Consider the following 20154-nt stretch of genomic DNA (forward strand, 5'->3'; position numbering starts at 1 on the left):
ATCATCTTATAACAACCATTGCCCCAAAATAGCATTGACCGCCGACTCTGTGCGCAATATTCGCGCACCTATATGAACGGTTTGGCAACCTTGGGTGGTCAGTAGCTCAATTTCGTAATCAATCCAGCCACCTTCTGCACCGATAAAAACCATACTTGGCAGTAATGACCTATGAGATGATTCAGAACTTTCTAGTTGTTGTTGGATATATTGGGAAAATGACAGCGCACCATAAGGGTGAGCCACAATGGCGCGATTGGTGATTAACTGTGCCAACTTATCCTCAACAAATGGCTTAAAACGTTTTTGCAAACTGATGCGCGGAGCTACTGTATCAACGCCTTGTTGCAGCCCTTCTAATACGAACTCATCAAGGCGACTAAGCATCGGACTTTGCCAGTAGCTTTTTTGGGTACGATAGCTATTAATCAGAATAATATCGCGGACACCAAGCGCAGTCATGTCCATAATCAGACGGCGTAATACTTTTGGGCGAGGCAATGCCAACACTAGCGTGAGATTAAGCTTAGGTGGCGGTGCTGTCGTTAAATTCACCTCATCTAGCAAAATACGTTCAGGTGCTATATCAGCAATTATAGCGTTGCCAAGATTACCTTCTAGCTGCCCAATTCTTAGGGTATCGCCTACTTTTGCCCCCAATACTTGATTAATATGCGCAATTTGCGCCGCTGCATTGATGTGGGCAGAGTTCTTAGAGAAGTTTGCAGCCGGTAATAAAATACAGTTCATAGGGGTTCTTAGTTTAAATCTTGGCTAACGTTTTGCATAGCATGCTGCTCGATAACCTTTTCGATCATCGATAACTGACGACTCAATACTGCTTGCTGTTGCTCAGTCATCTGTGCGCCCGCTTGTCCTGCCTGCTTGGCCAACGTTAAATGACTCAGCCAATATTTTAGCTGTTGACAAAGAAGCATTTTATTATCTACAGATTTTGGGTGCTTTATGGCTTGATCAACACTATCAAGAGGACGATAAAAATCATTGTTTGGCTGATATAACGCCCCTACGCTCGCCAATTTATCCACGACGCTTTGGCAAGATTGAGTGTAAATGCCCATTAACACCGGTGTCGCCACACTTGCCGGCTCAACCGGATTATGTCCGCCAACTTCGACCAATGAGCCGCCAACCAATGCCACATCTGCAAGCGTATACCAATTCATCAGTTCGCCCATACTGTCTGCCAGATAGACTTGAGTGTTGATATCTATAGCCTCTGCTGCACTGCGCCGCGCCATGATCAATCCCGATTTTTGGATAAGCGCTGCTACTTCATCAAAGCGTTCTGGATGCCTTGGGACGATAATAAGCAGTACCTCTGCCAATGCAGAGTTTGACAGTAATTGCTGTTGCCATGACAGTACCGTATTTTCTTCACCACTATGAGTACTTGCTGCCACCCAAATTGGGCGATTAATAATACCTAAATCTGCAGCAATATCACTCGTACGTGCTTCTATATCCGTAAGCTTATGGGTTATATCACCGTCTATGTCAGCGACATTATCATTAAGCTTAGGCGTATTAATAACCCACTTTAGCGAGCCTGCTACACGGATCTGGGCGCTATGCGCACCCAATTGCCGAAAGCGTTTGGCGGAGTCATTATCCTGCGCAATGATTAAGCTCAGGTTTTTCACCATGCTTGCGCTTACCGCCCCAATCTTTTGATAGCTTTTAAAAGAGGATGTTGACAGTCGCCCATTGACCAAGATACTCGGGATATGATGCTCAGACAGTTTGGTTAAGATGTTTGCCCATAGCTCCGTTTCTACAAACAAAGCAGCGATAGGTTGCACATGATTTAAAAACCTTTCAATCACCGCTGGACTATCAACCGGCACATAGCTGTGACTTAATCGCCCCTGCGCAATGTCTTCTGCAAATCGGCTGGCACCGCGTGCAAAACCCGTCTGAGTGGTATTGGTCAGCCATATCCGGTAACCACAAGCCAATAGCACGTCCAATAATGGCGCAACGGTATTGGTCTCACCTAAAGAGACCGCGTGGCACCAGATGGTTTTATTTTGCTTACTAATATTGATGCTGCTGCTATTTAAATTCGCAGCTGGCATAGGCGTTTGTGTCGCTATAGGAGGCGCAGGATAACGCTTACCAAAACGCTGCTCAACTTCTTGCTGATAATTATCACGCGCATGCGAGCGACGCCATACCTGTAGTCGATATAGCGGCTTTAGTAAACCAATACTTAATTGATAATAAACAGGTGGCTTATGTACCGCTCGGCTTTGCATAGGCAAAGCGTTATCGGAAAGATTTTTTGAGGTGTCAGAAGATGGCATGCAAAAGCCCGGATGATTAATGGAGCAGATAATAGGAGTTGCGCATAAAAAACGCACCAATTCTACCTGAATTTATTGCCAAACAATACGCTTTTAAATTCAGGAATATTGGTCATCGTTTTTTAGACCAGAATAATAATGAGTAAGGCTATAACAATAATCACTGCAAACAGTAGCTGATAGCGCTTAAGACTATGCTGCTCTTGCTTTTGTGTGGTGATTAACGCTTGCGCTTGTTGCCACTGACCGACCAAGCTTGCCGCTTCTATGTGCCCGTTTTCTGCCGCTTGTTCGAGCCAATATTTGCCAATCTTAAGGTCTTGCGTCACCCCTACGCCTTGATAATACATTTTACTCAGTAAGCGCTGGGCACGACTGTCATTTTTACTCGCCGCTTGTTGGACCCATTCAACCCCCGCTTCTATGCCAACGACCTTATCTGCGCCTTCATTTGCTATCAAACCTTCGCCAAGCAGCTCATACATTGCCAAGCGCAGCATCGCAGCGCTATTGCCTGCATCTGCCGCTTTTTTTAATCCTAGCAGTGCTTGCTGTTTTGCTTGTCGATGCGCCTCTGAAAACATAACTTGCTCACGTGGCTTTTGTTGCTTTGCAATATGACGCTCAAACTGGTCTAAAACTTTGCATTCCTGCTCATATTCAGTCTTGCTAGTGGCCTGTGTTACTTCTATCTCATTTAGTTCTATCAACAGTTGGCTAAACATCTCTGGCGTTGGCGGTTTTTCTGCTACTGTCTTTGCTACAGGCGTGGTCTTTACTATTTCTATAGCTGCTACTTCAGTGACTGATTTATCTGTTACTACTACCTGACCTGCTATAGCTTTTGGCAATCTGGCACTAACGGCTTGATATAAGCCACTATCGACTTGGGAACCTTGCGCCGATTTAAACGCTCGGTCGATATGACCAAATAGACGCATCCCTATCGGTTCTAAAGCAAAGAAAAGGGGAGTATTATCTCTATTACTGCTATTTTTGGTATAAATATCAGTATCAGTGCCATAAAGCATCGCCATATGCTGATAAAAATCATCAGTTGTCAGTGCCAATTCAGGATAGCGCGCATCTAGCTCAAACCGACCAAACCATCGCGGCGATTGCCGCCATTGCCGCGCCAACACTCTGCCAGCATAAAAAGCCAAAAACACCATAAAATTACGATAGCGCTCGTCTTTTAATAACGTTGCTTCATCCCAAATGCCTGCTTTAACCATATCACGGCGTATCTGAGACAGCAGGGTGTCTATACGCTGCAAGCTTGCCAGCGATTCATCCAAACTACAGTGATGCAAATCTACTTCGTAAGCGATACCGCCTGCGACAGCACGCCTTACCAAGAAATCTTGCCAATAGCCTGCTGCAATATAATCAAGGGGCGTTAAGGGCGGTGCAGACATAAGGAGCGCGTATCCTTTAAAAAAGTAAATTAATCATAGAAGCAATAAACGAAAAATCATCATACAAAATATGTCACTTACCTTAACCTAAAATAGGCAACGCTACAATAATGGACTAAATAATCGTATCACATTATCAAACAAGCGCTCAGCCTTATGACGCTGTTGCCACTCATCCAAGCCCAAAAAATGACAGCTTTGTAAATACGACTCTTGGCAAGCGGCAACTTGTGCAACCATTTCAGGCGTATAAATCGCCAAACTGACTTCCATATTCAGATAAAAACTGCGCATATCGATATTTACGGTACCAAATAGGCAATAATCGTCGTCAATAACAACCGTCTTCGCATGCAGTAGACCACCCTTAAACAAGGCAATGGTCACTCCCACCTCTAACAACTCTTGATAATAGGCTTGCGAGGCGTGCTGAACCAAAAAAGAATCAACCTTTTCAGGGATAATCAGCGTGACTTCGACGCCGCGCTTAGCCGCCGTTACCAGCGCACCTGATAAAGCTTCGTCCGGTACAAAATATGGCGTTGTGATACAAATACGGTGATTAGCACGATGCAACACTGTTACTAAGGTGTTATAGATGACATGAGCGGTTACTTGTGGCGCTGAAGGAATAAGCTGTGCGACTACGCCTTTTACCACCGGCAGCTGCGGAATCACTGTCGACATCGCGCCAATACAAGGCATTTCTACATTCTCTATCGCGTCATCCAATACTTTGATGCGACTATTGAGATCATTAATCGTCGGATTGCGCAGATACAGCTTACGCGTATAGCTATTGACTCGTTGATGCAGCGCGTCTAGATTGTCGCTATTTTCCGCCCCAATATCGGTTACTAATACTTTTGCCATCGCGGTAGCAATACTGATGTCAGTATCACTGACACTGCGTATCGCCACATCAATCCATTCACCGACCGCCTTATCTTGCTTAAAAAACTTAGGATCAACCAAGTTAAAGCTACCGATATAGCCGATATACTCATCAATGACCACGATTTTGCGATGATTGCGCAAATCTGAGCGTTTAAACAAGGTTTTAAACAGCCCTACTGGCAATGACTGATGGACAAAAACGCCCGCTTTTTCTAATTTTCGATGCGCTTTACTATTAAAAAAGCTAAAACTACCCACACTATCAATCAGAATATGACATTCAACTCCGCGCTGAGCCGCTGCCATCAACGCATCTATCACATCAAGCACTTGCCCCTTAGGATAAATAATATAAAACTCCATCAAAATACTGCGCTGAGCGGCATCGATGTCATCAATCATACGCTTAAAAATAATATTGACATGCGTCAACAGCTGCATGTCATGGTCTGAAAACACCCCAAACCCTGTCCAACGCGTACCAATGTGACTGACTCCGCGATAATGAGTTGGCAGTACCTCTTGCCCTTTATCAAATATCAAGTGCTCGCGCTGCGCCATCTCATTCATCAATAGCCGCGCTTGATCCATACGCTGACGATAGCGTCGACCAATCATCGGCTCACCGACGAGCACATAAGCAATCAAGCCAAATATTGGCAAGGTGAACAACACCGCTATCCATGCGATTGCCACCCCAATGTTGCGCTGTACCGAGACAATACGCAAAGTCATCACAATCATAAGAATAATATGAAATATCAGACCAAGCCCAGCAAAGTCTGTCCATGACCATGCTGCCACTTGCTGCTCAGTAGTAGATAAAGCTTCTATTGTTTTCGCCTCCAACCTTTAATGGCACACTATAATCAAATATAACCAATCAAGTATAGAGGCTTTTATCTGCCACGCAATAGGTAACTATGTAGTTGCTATATAGGCTATTACATCATCTAGCTATACTCTCAAAAGCCCTTTTCGCAATCATTTTATAAAAAATATGAAATAGTGTTTGACAGCCATGTGTAAATCTATATAATACACACCCACAGCAGCAGAGCTTAGTGACAAACTTAGGGCTCGGTTAATGTAGAATAAATTGCCTAGCAATTGTTCAAAGGGTGATTAGCTCAGTTGGTAGAGCGTCTGCCTTACACGCAGAATGTCGGCGGTTCGAATCCGTCATCACCCACCACTATTTTAGCGACGTGGACCTCTTGATAAAGGTGAAACGCTAAAGATGACCTAAGCAGCGGTAGTTCAGTTGGTTAGAATACCGGCCTGTCACGCCGGGGGTCGCGGGTTCGAGTCCCGTCCGCTGCGCCATATTTAAAACGAATTTAGACTCTCGAGTTTAAGCAAGTTTCGCCTCAAACATTAGATTGTTTGAGGTTTTTTTGTGTCTGTAGACTTATATAAGTTATTGATTTATACGTGTTTACTTTTTTTCATTCATATGTGAAATCTGAGTAGATTATTCTTTTTTACTGCATCAGTAACGAGTTTATGCGCAGACCGTCTACCTTTTAGAAATCGGTGAGCAGGTGCTCAGTGACCAAACGGTGACCATTTTTTGATCAAGGTTGTTAAAATTTGGTTTTTGATACAAAAAAGCCTTCAAACAAATTAGCCCAATCTTAGCGCTTGATTCATCTGAAGACTTTTTTGATACCCTTTTTTCTAAGGTGTCAGTTTTAAGGTATCAGTTTAAAGAAATGCTGACGATAGTGTTTGAGCTCGCGAATTGAATCACGAATATCATCTAACGCTAAATGACTGCCACCTTTCTCAAAATTCTTGAGGACATCAGGACGCCAGCGGAAACACAGCTCTTTGATGGACGACACATCAAGATTACGATAATGAAAGAACTTCTCTAATTCTGGCATTTGACGCGCCATAAAGCGGCGGTCTTGGCAAATCGAGTTACCGCACATCGGCGACTTGCCACTATCGACCCATTTATTCAAAAACTTAAGGGTTTCAGCTTCTGCCTCTGCTAAAGTCACTGTACTACGACGCACACGGTCAACCAGTCCCGACTGCCCATGCTGCTTGGTATTCCAGTCATCCATACCATTTAGTTTACGATCAGAGACTTTAATCGCAAAGACAGGTCCTTCGGCAAGGACGTTCAAATCTTCATCGGTGACAACGGTGGCTATCTCGATAATCTCATCGTTTAAGGTATCAAGTCCGGTCATTTCTAGGTCAATCCATACCAACCCTTTTTTGCCTTGGTTTTTGATTTTAATTTTATTGGGATGGTCGCCGGTGGTCATAAAATATCCTATGGTCAATAAAGTTTGAGACAATTTAACAGCACTGTTAGTAAAATAAATCGCCTATAAATGTTTGTACTTAGACAACAATCACTGGCACCTATTGATTTATAAACACCAAAACATTACAAAATCTCTGCTCAGTGCAGGCGCTTTAGGCTGTATGTTAGCAAACTTTCACGCTACACTGAGCAATATTTTTTATAATAGGTCACAAACCCATGGCATTAATCCGGCAACGCAAACTGACTAAACAGCAGATTCGTCGCATCGACAAGCAGCAGCTGTTTAGTCAAGACAGTATTGATGACAGTTTGATGGATGGCGTGGTCATGGCGCATTATGGCAAGCAGTTGGAGGTACAAGTGACCAGCTTGCCAGCAGTGATACCGATGCAGCCTGATATTGCGCCTGATGATCCTGAGCCATTTTGGCAAACGATGGCATTGGGTGATATTTGGCGCTGCCACGTACGTACGAACTTACCGATGCTAGCGGCAGGCGATCAAGTACGCTGGAGCGCTGATTCAAACACAGGCTTTGGGCGTATCGAATCGGTCAAGCCTCGCACCTCACTTGTCTCTCGCCCCGACCGTTATCATAAGCTCAAGCCTGTCGCCGCCAATGTTGATATTCTTGCTATCGTGTTTGCGCCCTTACCTGCTGCCGCCCCGACACTTATTGATCGCTATTTAGTCGTATGCCATCATGCTGGAGTAAAGCCTTTATTAGTGCTCAACAAAGCCGATTTATTGGCGCAAGAAAACGGCGTCGATACCAATGAATTATTGGCGCAATATGCTTCGCTCGGTTATGAGAGCGTATTGACCTCAGTCGATTGTCCTGAAAACGTCACTGATAGCGATGAGCAAGAAGGACTTGATGAGCTAAAACGTTACATAGATAAAAAACTGGTTATTTTTGCCGGTCAATCTGGTGTCGGTAAAAGCAGCTTAATCAATGCCTTGTTACCTGAATCAGCACAAAGCGTGAATATCATCTCTGATAACTCAAAACTCGGTCAACATACCACCACGACCAGTCGCTTATTGCCCTTTAATCCCGATGATTTGACCCAAGGTGGCATTGTCGATACCCCCGGTATTCGCGAGTATGGTATTTGGCACTTGACGCCTGATGACATTATCTCAGGCTTTGTCGAGTTGGTAGCATTAGCGGGCGACTGTCAGTTCCGCGACTGCCGCCACACTCACAATAGTAAAGGCTGCGCGTTGTGGGCGGCGGTTGCTGATGGCGAGGTATTGCAACGCCGCGTCGAAAACCTTGTGACGTTAAGAGAAGAGGCAGATACTAAACCTTATTAAGCCCTACTGAGCCTTATCAAGCGTTAATCACGATGTTGGCCATCACACGTTTACTATGGTTGGGCTAATCGGTATAATAGTGCCTTGTTCAATCCATTAGGCTGTCTTCTCAGCGTAATAGAACACTTATTTTTTTTGGAGGTATGGTTTGGATCGTGCGCTGGAATTTGTGGGAAACCACCCGTTTTTATTTGGTATATTAGCCGTACTAGCCGTGCTATTTTTTGCTATTGAAAACAAACGTAGCGGTAAAAAGATTTCACCCAATACCCTTGGTATGATGGTGAATTCGCAAAATGCGCAGCTTATCGATATCCGCGCCAAAAAGAAGTTTGTCACCGGTTACATCCAAGGCAGTCGCAACATCCCGTTTACTGAGCTCAAAGACCGCATTGAGGAAATTCGTGCGATTGAGCAACCAGTGATTATCATCTGCGACATGGGTGTACAAGCAGGTGCGGCGATTCAAATGATTGGTAAAGAAAACGTTTATCGTTTAGAAGGTGGTATTGGTGGTTGGCAAGGCGCTGGAATGCCGCTCGTTGGGATAAAAGATGCTAAGCCAAAAAGTAAAATGAAAGCAAAACCAAGCTTGCATAAATAGTTTGCTAGAGCATTAACTTACTATCTATCAATAGTGAATAAAAAAGACACCTCTTCATAGGGTGTCTTTTTTTATGTGGCATTTATTATACTGACAACGCTTTTGCATTTATTTGGCTTGAATTTATATTGCCTATCCCCACTTTATAGTGAGCATCAAACAATATATTTGCCTATGACTTATCGATAGTAGATTATAATAATTTTTATTCAATGAATGTTTATCATAAAACTCTTACCTTATAAATTTATAAACAAGGAATTTTCATGACTGTATCTGTTAAAGTTTACACCACCCCTATCTGCCCATACTGCTCAAACGCCAAGCAATTGCTTAAATCAAAAGGTGTTGATTATGAAGAGATTGGTATGCACGACATGAGTAGCGATGATCGTCGTGCTTTGATGCAAAAAACCAATAACTATCGCACCGTGCCACAAATTTTCGTTGGTGAGACCTTTGTCGGTGGTTTTGATGAGCTGAATCAAATGAACCAACAAGGCAAACTTGACGAGCTATTAGCGGGTTAATTTGCTATCTTGCTGTTCCAGCTGTCTTTATCTATCTTACTAATCTAGGTGAGTAATTTATATAAGTAAGAATAAGGACCGCTATAAAGGGCTTTGCTAAAAAATATCGAGCTTTTGTCTTGATTTATATTACAATGCTATTTTATTAAAATAACAGTTTGTCCAATCATTTGATTAACTTTTAGAGGAATTATCATGGCTGAAGAACAAGCACAACCACAATTGGCATTAGAGCGTATTTATGTCAAAGATATGTCACTTGAAGTCCCAGGCGCTGGCGTATTTACCAAAGAGTGGAACCCTGAGCTTGATATCAACCTATCTAGCAATGCCGAAAAACTGGATGATGATCACTATCAGGTCGTACTGACTGTTAGCGTCACTGCGAAAAATGCAGAAGAAGCCGCATTCATTGCGGAAGTTCATCAAGCAGGTATCTTCTTATTAAAAGACATCCCAGAAGACCAAATCGGTCAAATCTTAGGTGCTTACTGCCCGAACGTTTTGTTCCCGTATGCTCGTGAAGTCATTAGCGACATCGTAACGCGTGGTAGCTTCCCGCAGTTATTGCTTGCGCCAGTGAACTTTGATCAAGCTTATGCCCAAAGCCAACAGCAAGTTGATGCTGAAGGTAACGCGTAAGGGTTAGATTAAAAATGTGCTACTGTTAAAGGTGGTCTGTTTTGATAAAAAAGCCGTTTACTCATCATGAGTAAGCGGCTTTTTTGTAGATTATCTTTAGTGTTTACTTAGAAATATAGTTGAAATACTTTAAAGTCGCTACAGTACTACTGGTGTAAATTTTTTGCAGCCTCTGTCTGCGTAGGCACAGCAAGCAAGAAAAATTTGCACCAGTAGTACGTGTTGTATCGATATTACTTTTCACCGACTATATTAAAAAAACCCTGCGAATGGCTATTAATAGCGGCAGGGTCCTCAATAACAATAATCGATTAATCAGCTAAATCAACAGCTTCAGCACAAATATTAGCTTTTTAGGGCAGAGAATATTTGTTGTTTTACATCATCAATACCTTGCGTGCCATCGAATTTGTCATACTTAGGGGCATCGCCGCCTTCTTTAGCCTTGTCTTGATAAAAGCCAACTAAGGTAGAAGTCTGCTCATGATAAATGGCTAAACGGTCGCGAATGGTTGACTCTTTATCGTCTTCACGCTGGATAAGCGCTTCGCCCGTGACATCATCAATGCCTTCTTGCTGGGGTGGATTGTGATCAATGTGATACACACGACCTGAGCCGGCATGTTGGCGACGACCTGATAAACGCTTGACGATTTCATCATCAGGTACGCTGATTTCGATCACATGGTCAATCGTAACATTGGCATCTGCAAGCGCTTGCGCTTGTGGAATAGTACGCGGAAAACCATCTAAAATACAGCCATTGACACAATCAGGCTTAGCGATGCGTTCTTGCACTAGGTTAATGATAAGATCATCAGAAACCAAACCACCAGCGTTCATCACGTCTTTGGCTTGTTTGCCAAGCTCACTGCCTTCTTTGATTGCTGCACGCAGCATATCACCAGTTGAAATCTGCGGCATATCATATTCTTTAGAAATAAACTGAGCCTGGGTACCTTTACCGGCGCCTGGTGGACCTAGCAAAATAATACGCATCATTACACGATTCTCCTTAATAAATAGGATTTTGGGACTAGTAAAACTTAGGGATTGGTGGTTTGCAGAGCTTACCTTACCTTGTGGCTTTCAAAAGCTCAAGTATTTTTAGTCTTAATGCGGCAAGATACCATGACTTATCTGTTCATGGGACACGGTTGCGCGCCATAGATGAGACGATGGCGCACACTGAATGTAGGATGTTATTTTGGAATTAGCGCATTAAGGAACTTGTTGGTTAATATCAACATTGACCTGATTTTGCTCGACGCTTATCACCACCGGATTACCTGATAAATCGCCCGACTCTGCAATGGCAGTGCCGCTATGACTGATGCGAGCAATCACTGCCAACTGAACTTTTTCATCACGAGCAGATTTTAGTGTACGCTCTGGCATCATAGCATCTAAATCACTCAGGCTAATAGTTGCTTTGCCTTGCTTAATAATGCTAATCGGTAAACGCTTGGCGGCAAATGGCGGACCACCTTTAACGTCACGTATCGCGACAAACAACACATCTTCAGCTTTCACTAGTGGCAACAACTTATCATCAATAGATACAGTCACCTCAATGCCTTCAGATGCTTGCTGCTTTTGCGCCTTGACATTGGCGCTTAGCTCATCAAGACTGCTCAGTGCTTGAGTATGATCACCTGGTTTGGCAGCAATATTCTTACGTAAACGCTTAATCCAACCTTGTGCTTGCTCAAAATTATTACCACGCGCCTCACCCATTGCCATCAGCATCTGCGCACCTTCGTGCTGCGGATTTTTGGCAAGGACATCTTGCAGAACACGGCGGCTATTGGCATCCAACTGACCTTTATTGGCAAAAAAACTAATCTGCGCATAGGTGGTGGCGATCTCTTCGTTGTCTGGTGACAGACGATAAGCACGAGACAAGGCTTCAATGGCTGAGTCGGTGGCTTCCAAAGATAAGAACAGCTCTGATAAACGCATCCAGCGATCAGGATCATCAGCATGACGATAGACGTTGGTCTGCATCGCACTGATCAACTGAGTACCATCTTCAATTGCCCAAGCTGGCGGCTGATCAATCTTGCCGGTCAATAAGTCATCTGCCACTTGAGCAACTTTATCCTCCGCCGCCCACAAATCGAACACCGGTGTACGGTCACCCACCAAAAAGTAAGCCAATGCTGCCAGCACAGGCACCCATACTATGATAATCAAACGACTCTTGATACCAGGCGCAACCATTGGAGTGACTTCACGCTGAGCATCCAATAGCTGGCGCTCAAGCTCAATTTTCTGATTTTGATAATGGGCATCATCAATAGTGCCATTGTCTTTGTCCGATTGTAATTCTGTCAAACGTTCACGAAATACACTAATATTGATATCTAGCAGCTGATTGTCAACGGGATTTTCTCGTAAACGTGACGCTCGTAGCCAAGGCATGATAACGATAACTGCCAGTACGAGTGCAACCAGTAAGCTTAGGGCAATAAATAAGCCAAAAGTAGAAAATAGGGTCATTTTTTATCCTCTATGCTTGTGATGTCTTGATCGCTGTTTTTGACGCTATCATTGCGATTGGCTCGTGATAACAGACGCTCAAGTTCCGATTTTTCTGCTGCTGATAATGCTGCCACGCTGTCTACTATGGTGCCGCTTTGACCACGGGCAATACGCTGACTGCGCTTACTTTGCCAAAACCAGCCAACGATCAATGTAATTAATAATAGTGGCGGGAAGAACCATAATATCCAAGTGGAAGGACGTACTGGCGGCTTATAAGTGATAAAGTCGCCATAACGCTCCTGCATATAGGCACGAATCTCACCATCACTACGACCTTCTTTAATCATGTCATAGGTTTTTTGCTTTAAATCTTGGGCAATAGGCGCATCAGAACCTGCCAAATTTTGGTTTTGACATTTTGGGCAGCGCAGCTCTTCGATGAGACCGCGATACTGAGCCTCTTGCTGTACTGAGTCAAAGTCGTAGACGTCAATGGCGGCATAGGCATGGATGCTAAGCACACCAAACAAGCAAGCGATAATTAAACTTGCCAAATTTTTCGTGATGGATTTGAATGGCATTATCATCATTTGCACGCTTCCTTAACTTGGTCAGGATCAGGGCTGACATTGCTCTTATCCGCCTCATTGAGTACCATCAAACAAGGCCTGATACGGCTTTGCCAATTGCTTTCATTAATCTCACCGACAATGTGCTGACGAATAACGCCTTCACCATCAACCACAAAGGTTTCTGGCGCACCGGTCAAACCCAAATCTAAGGCAAATTGACCGGATAAATCTTGGATAGACATCGAAAAAGGGTCACCGCCTCGATTTAAATAACCGAGCGCGTCACCAATATCATCTTTATAATTGACGCCCACCAGATTGACACCGCGTTCCTCTAACTGCATTAAAAAAGGATGCTCAATGATACAAGTTGGGCACCAAGAGCCCCAAATATTCATCAAAAACGGCTGATCTGGCAGGTTGTCATTGGTCATGATACGACTGGTATCTGACAATAACGGCAGCTCAAAAGCGGGCACTGGGCGCTCAAGAGCCGTATTGGTGACGATATCGGTAGGCTGACCTAAACGAAAATATAGCATGACTATAAAAGCAGCAAAGATGATCAGCGGAATCAAAAACCATATTCTGATTTGGCTTTTCTTCATCGTTTGCTTGCCTTTTTTCTCAGGACTTTTTTGAGGAGACTTATTTGACTGAGTCATCTTACTTCTCCCCCATTGGTGCCGTGGCATCTGTCGCATTGTTAATATCTAAGTCAGCAACGGTCGCAAAACCTGACTTACTCGCTGCGATTTGAGCGGGCGTCTTAGTTGTTTTGAGACGATAGCGCCTATCAAGCATACTCAGCAGACCACCCAATGCCATAATAATAGCGCCAAGCCATATCCAGCGAATCAATGGCTTCACGTAAATACGTATCGCCCATTGGTTGCCGTCTTCAGCGATAGGCTCACCGAGTGCTACGTACACATCACGCATAAGGCTGGCATCAATCGCTGCCTCAGTCAGTGGCATACCACTGATAACATAGGTACGTTTTTCTGGATATAAAGTAACGACTGGGCGACCGTCTTTGGTCACTTCAACTTCTGCTTGCATACCATCAAAGTTACTGCCTCTGACTTCATGGAAGTCTTTTATTTCAAAGTCGTACCCTTGCACATGAACAGTATCCGTTTCACCCAATGCCACATCGCGCTCAATACTTAAGGTACTGGTAAAGGCAATACCAATGACCGCTATAATAACGCCAATGTGAGCTGTCTGCTGACCCCAGTAGCTTAAACGCAGCTTAGCTAAGCCTTTAAAGAAGCTTGGGGCATTTTTGGTCTTGTCTTTAAAATCAACTACCATCCATAACAATACCCAAAAACTCACCGCTAGCGTCACGCCAATATTGAGCATGGCAGATGGGCTAACAAAATAGGCAATAACTGCGGCTAAAACAAGGCTACTTGCCGCAATGACCATGCCAACGCCCAATAACGGACGGCTGTCTTGTTTCCAGCGGATATTAGAGCCCATGCCCATTGCTACCATCAATAGCCAAGTCAACGGTACAAACAGCGCATTAAAATACGGAGGACCTACGGATACCTGACCTAAATTAAAGGCATCGGCAATGATGGGATATAGCGTACCAAGTAATACCACTAAGGTCGCAATCAAAATAATGACGTTGTTAATGACTAAAAACGACTCACGTGAAATCAGCTGATACTGACTCTCGATCGTAAGACGCCAGCCACGTACAGCAAACATCAATAAACCACCACCAATAATAATCCCAAGAATCGCTAAAACCACTAAACCACGCGTGGGATCTGCGGCAAATGAATGCACAGAGGTAATTACCCCAGAGCGTACCAAAAATGTCCCGAGTAAGCTTAATGCAAAGGCAAAAATTGCCAGCATAATCGTCCACGCTTTAAAGACACCACGCTTTTCAGTGACTGCAAGCGAATGTAGCAATGCCAAACCTGCCAGCCAAGGCAGCAATGAAGCGTTTTCTACTGGATCCCAAAACCACCACCCACCCCAACCAAGCTCGTAATATGCCCACCACGAACCTAGTGCAATACCGATGGTTAAAAACCCCCAAGCAGCCAATGCCCATGGACGTGACCAGCGTGTCCATACCGCATCCAAGCGACCTTCCCACAATGCTGCCATACAAAATGCAAACGGCACCACCATACCAACATAGCCCATATACAGCATCGGTGGATGGATAATTAGACCAAAGTCTTGTAAGACAGGATTTAGGTCAGCACCATCCACTGGCAGGTTTGGTAAAGTGCGGTCAAACGGTGACGAGGTAAAGATGAGCATTGCCAGCATCATCATCTGTACACCGGCTAATATCACCAATACGCGCGCGCGCATCGACAATGGTAAACCACGACTAAAGTATGAGACCAAGGCACACCACGTTGCCATGATAGTCATCCATAGCAGGAGCGAGCCTTCATGCCCGCCCCACGTCGCTGATAGCTTATAATACCAAGGCAGCAAAGTATTCGAGTGCTGCGACACATAGACAAGGCTAAAGTCATTAAAATAAAAGCCTGCCATTAGTGCGCCAAACGAGGTAATCATGGCTGCAAACTGCGCCCACGCCAAGCTCGGTGCCAAACGCTGCCAAGCAACATGGTCACGCATAACGCCTATTGTTGGTAATACTACCTGCAAAATCGCCAACATAAAGGCGGCTAGCACGGCAAAATAACCCAATTCTGTGATTAACATACGGTCTAACCTTGTTTACCTTAACGGTCATTGTTTATTTTAGGGATTGGTGTTTCAGGATAGTCGAAAGTATCCAGTACTCGTTACTGCTGGTATTTTTTGCTGCTATTATTATCTAAATAGCCCTATCGGCCATTGCAGCTTAGGGCGCTTACAGCATGGTACATTAGCGTCAACTTGTCACGTTTCTGTATCCATTATGTATGCGATGTGTATAAAGAGCATGAAAAACAACTTATCACTGCATGGCAGGGGAAAACACCAAGACCAGATGCAACCAACCTGCCAAAAATCCTGTTAAGCCGCCCAGCACAATTAGCGTCATTTCATCTTCACGGAAGGCAGGACGTAATAAGTTTTGGAATTCATCGGGTGAGAGCGCGCGAATGCGGTCACGAAATAGCCCAAATATCTTACTGGCACGGCTTTCATTAAGCTCAGGATCACGTAGTGGCACCATCGTTGCAACGATAGATTTATCAATGATAGTATTTTTTAATTGCCCAAATTCGCGGCGACCCAGTCCTAATCGTAAAGTCGTATTAATCACTGGCGACTCCAATACCTTGTACAGATGCGACTTCATCAACTCACGCGTTTCGATGGCGTGGTCACCATACATCATCTCATTCATGATGTTCTCAAGCGTCACTAAATCCTTGACCACAATTTCAGCAAAAACCTCAGACACCTCTTCTTGGCGCTTCATAAAGCCACCTTGGAAACGATATCGAGCGATGTGCGGTAATTGCGGTTTGATAAAAGGGAAACGACTCTGTAAGGCAAAAAACTTCACGTAACGGATAAAATGTGGCTCTACAGGATTAAATACCATCCAAATCGCAATCCAGTTAGTAAGAAAACCCCAAATAGCAGCAAAGAAAGGTACTGTCCAATGTTGCGGCACTACCAAAAATATAAACATTTGGATAATGCCAAAAATTAGCCCAATCAAGGCACTAATATGCCAAATAAAATTGATTTCTTTTTGTCCAACTTTTAAGAACATATTGACCATCAAACGACGATCACTTTCCATCTTGTTGACAATCATCTTGCGCATATCGACCAAATCTTCGACATGATAAGTCAAGTCAGTCACCAAGGATTGCATAATGCTTGGCAGCTCTTGGTGCGCTTGGGTATAGACACGGCGCTTAAGCGCATAAGGAAGATTGCCCCACAGTGCCGGCGAGTGATCGAGCATAATCTCATCAATCAAGCTTTCAAGGTTTTTATCGACCGCCTCAGTGATGAATATCGCCATCTGGTCTGGTTCCATCGCCTGAAAAAATTCATCAAGTGAGCCCAACTTCGATAGCGTCTGATCAACAATCACGCCAGATATCTTACCCGCTTTTCTTGGAACAATACCTTGCCAGCCAAGACCTGGTAGCCCAAAAAACGGGAAGTTAGCGATGCGAATACCGCGAAACTTAATTGGATAAAACAGCATCTTGAGCGCCATCAACACATGAATCCAAGTCACAAATGCTGTCACCGGCGGAATGGTCAGCATGGCAAAAAATTCAGGGTGCTCAGCGATTGTTTGCCACAATGAAGTTACATCCATGACTTTATGTATCCTTGCCGTGATAATCGATGTTGACCAAATACCCTTAGCGCATTAAGAACGCTTAGCAATAAGAAGCCCTCTCCCCAATAACTATAGTTGAAATACTTTAAAGTCGCTACAGTATGGCTGGTGTAAATTTTTTGCAGCCTCTGTCTGCGTAGGCACAGCAAGCAAGAAAAATTTGCACCAGTAATACGTGTTGTATCGATATTACTTTTCACCGACTATACTACAAAAGAAATCGCCTGATTTTAGCATACTTGACATCCATTAGCACAGTTAGACCCTAGGCAAGTTGTGACTAGAGATGACACGTTTTACGCGCTACTTTGATGTACGAAACCCTTAAAATAATCTACCAAAGTTATTGCCAGCAGTTGATTTTACGACCGTATTTTTATCCTTTACGTGGTTATTATCTACGTTATTAAGTTATTATCTACGTTATTAAATATGTCACTAACCATAATAAGACTCATCATAATGCCATCTTTCATAACAGCGATAAAATAAATGACTGCCTACTGCGTCATTGCTTTTGATCTGTTATAATTTGCCGTTAGATTTTAATAAGTATTTGTATGTATATGATGGCAAAATTACTAACATAAAATCTTCCTCATAGCGTACTATGTCCTTGAAATAATTTGGCTTATTTCTTATGCTCACCTTGCTTTGCCGGCATAATATTTGGCATGGTCGACTGCAATTCTATTACGACATCCTTTGATACTTTCTTGATTTATTGTCTCACTGACCGTTTGGGTACTGACTTTATATGAACAAACCGCTCACTCCTGATACCGAACAGGTCAATAGTATTTTTACCAGTCGAATTCTTATCCTTGGATTAATAATATTTGTGGGTTTGCTAGGGTTAATAGCACGTTATGGGTTTCTGCAGATTTTTGCGCACGATAAATATACGACCCAATCGGACAACAATCGTATCAAATTGATTTCTGCCCCGCCAAGCCGTGGTTATATTTATGATCGCAATGGCATTATCCTTGCTGACAATCAGCCTGTATTTACTGCCATGTTAAGTCCTGACGAAGTGGGAGACCCAGAACGCACCTTACAATTACTGGCACCTATCTTTGATTTGACGGATGAAAATATCACCGATATTTTAGCGCGTCTGAGTAAAAATAAAAACGATCCGGTGACCATCAAGATTGATTTAACCGAGGCGCAGTTGGCGCAGTTTAGTGAACGTAAGCCCTTTTTCCGCGGTGTCACTATTCAAAGTAAGCTCACACGCTCCTACCCTTATGATGAGCTTTTCGCTCATGTTATTGGCTATGTTGGACGCATTAATGACAAAGAATCTAAGCAGATAAATAAAGATCGATATGCCGGTACTGACCTTATCGGTAAGATTGGCATCGAAGATTTTTATGAAAATATTTTACTTGGGCAACCGGGCTATCAGTCGGTAGAAACCGATGCGCACGGTAATATCCTGCGTCAACTCGATACCAAAGCACCAATCGCCGGCAATGACATTACCCTAAGCTTAGATTATGGATTGCAGGTTGTAGCGCAGCAGCAGCTTGATGGTCGGCGCGGCGCTATCGTGGCGATAGATCCCAAAAATGGCGACGTATTGGCATTTGTCAGTAATCCAAGTTATGACCCAAACCCTTTTATCTCCGGCATCTCCTTTAAAGACTATGACGATCTACGTGAAGATTTGGATCAGCCACTTTATAATCGTGCCCTGCAAGGTACTTATCCGCCCGGCTCAACCATTAAGCCCTTTGAAGGCTTAGGTGGTATTCATTATGGCCTGCGTAACTGGGATACCACTATTTACGATCCAGGTTATTTTAGCCTGCCGGGTGATTCACACCGTTTTCGCGACTGGAAAAAAGGTGGTCATGGTACGGTTGACCTCAAACAATCCATCGTCATGTCAGTCGATACTTATTATTATAAATTGGCTTATGAGATGGGCATTCAGCGCTTACATGACTGGATGGTACGTTTTGGGTTCGGTGAAGAGACTGGCATTGACTTGCCCAATGAAAAATCTGGGGTTATGCCTTCACCAAAATGGAAAAAAGACACTTACGATAAAGGCTGGTTACCGGGTGAAACGATTTCTGTCAGTATCGGTCAGGGCTATTTCTTAGCGACGCCACTACAGATTGCCAATGCAACTGCCATGACGGCGAGCAAAGGCTTCCACATCACCCCCCATCTATTAAAAAGTAGTGACGGGGCGGCAGCAGTCGATGTCATCACTAAGCCTGATGGCAAGATTGATTACAATGGCAAGCCTTCTGACTGGCTACGTATGCACGATGCGATGGAAGAAACCATCAAAGCGGGAACAGGACGTGGCATTTATACACCGCGCTATCGTATTGCTGGTAAAACAGGTACGGCACAGGTGAAATCGATTGCTCAAGGCAAAAGCTATAATAAATCCGCGCTGGATAAGCGCCAGTGGGATCATGCTTGGTTTAATGGCTTTGCTCCAGTGGAGGATCCACAAATTGCCCTAGCAGTATTGGTCGAAAACGGCGGTGGTGGTAGTGTCGTTGCTGCTCCTATTGGCAGAGCCTTATTTGATTATTGGGTATTGCAGCGCGACACCAATCCTATTTTGCCGCCTACTACTGATCAGCTAAAGGTCATTAAACGCCAAAAAGCATTCGAAAAAGCCACGCTTGATGCCATACGTGATAAAGAAGACAAAGCATTAAAAGCAGCAAAAGAAAAGACAAAAGCGCAGGCTCAAACTGCTACAGCGACCACTGAATAAAATGTCGAG

Annotated in this window: 16 protein-coding genes and 2 tRNA genes; 7 read left to right on the plus strand and 11 right to left on the minus strand. The window is 43.9% G+C overall.

Going from position 1 to position 20154, the window contains the following annotated elements:
• Nucleotides 1-6: 6 nt before the first annotated feature.
• From PSYC_RS08015 to PSYC_RS08030, 4 genes are all read right to left on the minus strand, one after another.
• Nucleotides 7-750: a 16S rRNA (uracil(1498)-N(3))-methyltransferase gene (locus tag PSYC_RS08015; RefSeq protein WP_011280813.1), complete on the minus strand. Its 744-nt coding sequence runs from the start codon at nucleotides 748-750 to the stop codon at nucleotides 7-9.
• A gap of 8 nt (nucleotides 751-758) precedes the next feature.
• Complete coding sequence (locus PSYC_RS08020) at nucleotides 759-2327, minus strand: 3-deoxy-D-manno-octulosonic acid transferase (protein WP_011280814.1); 1569 nt, start codon at nucleotides 2325-2327, stop codon at nucleotides 759-761.
• Nucleotides 2328-2449: 122 nt separating this feature from the next.
• Complete coding sequence (locus PSYC_RS08025) at nucleotides 2450-3745, minus strand: tetratricopeptide repeat protein (protein ID WP_011280815.1); 1296 nt, start codon at nucleotides 3743-3745, stop codon at nucleotides 2450-2452.
• Between the two features lie 102 nt (nucleotides 3746-3847).
• Entirely contained in the window at nucleotides 3848-5491 is a 1644-nt protein-coding gene (locus tag PSYC_RS08030) for a cardiolipin synthase (RefSeq protein ID WP_011280816.1), read from the minus strand.
• Nucleotides 5492-5761: 270 nt separating this feature from the next.
• Here PSYC_RS08030 and PSYC_RS08035 point away from each other — a divergent pair.
• Together PSYC_RS08035 and PSYC_RS08040 are read left to right on the plus strand one after the other, a co-directional pair.
• Nucleotides 5762-5837, plus strand: a tRNA-Val gene (locus PSYC_RS08035).
• A 54-nt stretch (nucleotides 5838-5891) separates the two neighbouring features.
• A tRNA-Asp gene (locus tag PSYC_RS08040) sits at nucleotides 5892-5968 on the plus strand.
• Between the two features lie 368 nt (nucleotides 5969-6336).
• Here PSYC_RS08040 and orn read toward each other — a convergent pair.
• A complete protein-coding gene (gene orn / locus PSYC_RS08045) occupies nucleotides 6337-6924 on the minus strand; it encodes an oligoribonuclease (RefSeq protein WP_011280817.1) in 588 nt (195 codons plus the stop codon).
• A 221-nt stretch (nucleotides 6925-7145) separates the two neighbouring features.
• On the opposite strand from orn, the gene rsgA reads away from it, so the two are divergent.
• The 4 genes from rsgA to secB all read left to right on the plus strand — a co-directional run bounded on the left by rsgA (nucleotide 7146) and on the right by secB (nucleotide 10025).
• Nucleotides 7146-8249, plus strand: a complete 1104-nt coding sequence (gene rsgA, locus PSYC_RS08050) for a ribosome small subunit-dependent GTPase A (RefSeq protein WP_011280818.1) — start codon at nucleotides 7146-7148, stop codon at nucleotides 8247-8249.
• A gap of 148 nt (nucleotides 8250-8397) precedes the next feature.
• Complete coding sequence (locus tag PSYC_RS08055) at nucleotides 8398-8853, plus strand: rhodanese-like domain-containing protein (RefSeq protein WP_011280819.1); 456 nt, start codon at nucleotides 8398-8400, stop codon at nucleotides 8851-8853.
• 266 nt (nucleotides 8854-9119) lie between these two features.
• Complete coding sequence (gene grxC / locus PSYC_RS08060; protein ID WP_011280820.1) at nucleotides 9120-9383, plus strand: glutaredoxin 3; 264 nt, start codon at nucleotides 9120-9122, stop codon at nucleotides 9381-9383.
• 192 nt (nucleotides 9384-9575) lie between these two features.
• On the plus strand, nucleotides 9576-10025 hold the full coding sequence (gene secB / locus PSYC_RS08065) for a protein-export chaperone SecB (RefSeq protein WP_187147134.1): 450 nt from the start codon (nucleotides 9576-9578) through the stop codon (nucleotides 10023-10025).
• Between the two features lie 345 nt (nucleotides 10026-10370).
• Here secB and adk read toward each other — a convergent pair whose 3' ends face one another.
• The 6 genes from adk to PSYC_RS08095 all read right to left on the minus strand — a co-directional run bounded on the left by adk (nucleotide 10371) and on the right by PSYC_RS08095 (nucleotide 17369).
• Entirely contained in the window at nucleotides 10371-11027 is a 657-nt protein-coding gene (gene adk / locus PSYC_RS08070) for an adenylate kinase (RefSeq protein ID WP_011280822.1), read from the minus strand.
• 219 nt (nucleotides 11028-11246) lie between these two features.
• Nucleotides 11247-12527 (minus strand): c-type cytochrome biogenesis protein CcmI, encoded by a 1281-nt coding sequence (gene ccmI, locus PSYC_RS08075; protein WP_011280823.1) that lies wholly within the window; start codon nucleotides 12525-12527, stop codon nucleotides 11247-11249.
• A complete protein-coding gene (locus tag PSYC_RS08080) occupies nucleotides 12524-13102 on the minus strand; it encodes a cytochrome c-type biogenesis protein (RefSeq protein WP_011280824.1) in 579 nt (192 codons plus the stop codon). Before PSYC_RS08080 ends, ccmI begins: the two co-directional genes overlap by 4 nt.
• On the minus strand, nucleotides 13099-13749 hold the full coding sequence (locus PSYC_RS08085; protein WP_011280825.1) for a DsbE family thiol:disulfide interchange protein: 651 nt from the start codon (nucleotides 13747-13749) through the stop codon (nucleotides 13099-13101). Before PSYC_RS08085 ends, PSYC_RS08080 begins: the two co-directional genes overlap by 4 nt.
• 1 nt (nucleotide 13750) lies before the next feature.
• Nucleotides 13751-15796, minus strand: coding sequence for a heme lyase CcmF/NrfE family subunit (locus PSYC_RS08090; protein ID WP_011280826.1), 2046 nt, complete (start codon nucleotides 15794-15796; stop codon nucleotides 13751-13753).
• Nucleotides 15797-16034: 238 nt separating this feature from the next.
• Nucleotides 16035-17369, minus strand: coding sequence for a membrane protein (locus tag PSYC_RS08095; RefSeq protein WP_011280827.1), 1335 nt, complete (start codon nucleotides 17367-17369; stop codon nucleotides 16035-16037).
• A 781-nt stretch (nucleotides 17370-18150) separates the two neighbouring features.
• On the opposite strand from PSYC_RS08095, the gene mrdA reads away from it, so the two are divergent.
• The gene (gene mrdA, locus PSYC_RS08100; protein ID WP_011280828.1) at nucleotides 18151-20145 is read left to right on the plus strand and encodes a penicillin-binding protein 2; all 1995 of its coding nucleotides are present in this window, start codon (nucleotides 18151-18153) and stop codon (nucleotides 20143-20145) included.
• The last annotated feature ends 9 nt before the right edge of the window (nucleotides 20146-20154 follow it).

This window comes from Psychrobacter arcticus 273-4, assembly GCF_000012305.1.
GTDB classification, from domain to species: domain Bacteria; phylum Pseudomonadota; class Gammaproteobacteria; order Pseudomonadales; family Moraxellaceae; genus Psychrobacter; species Psychrobacter arcticus.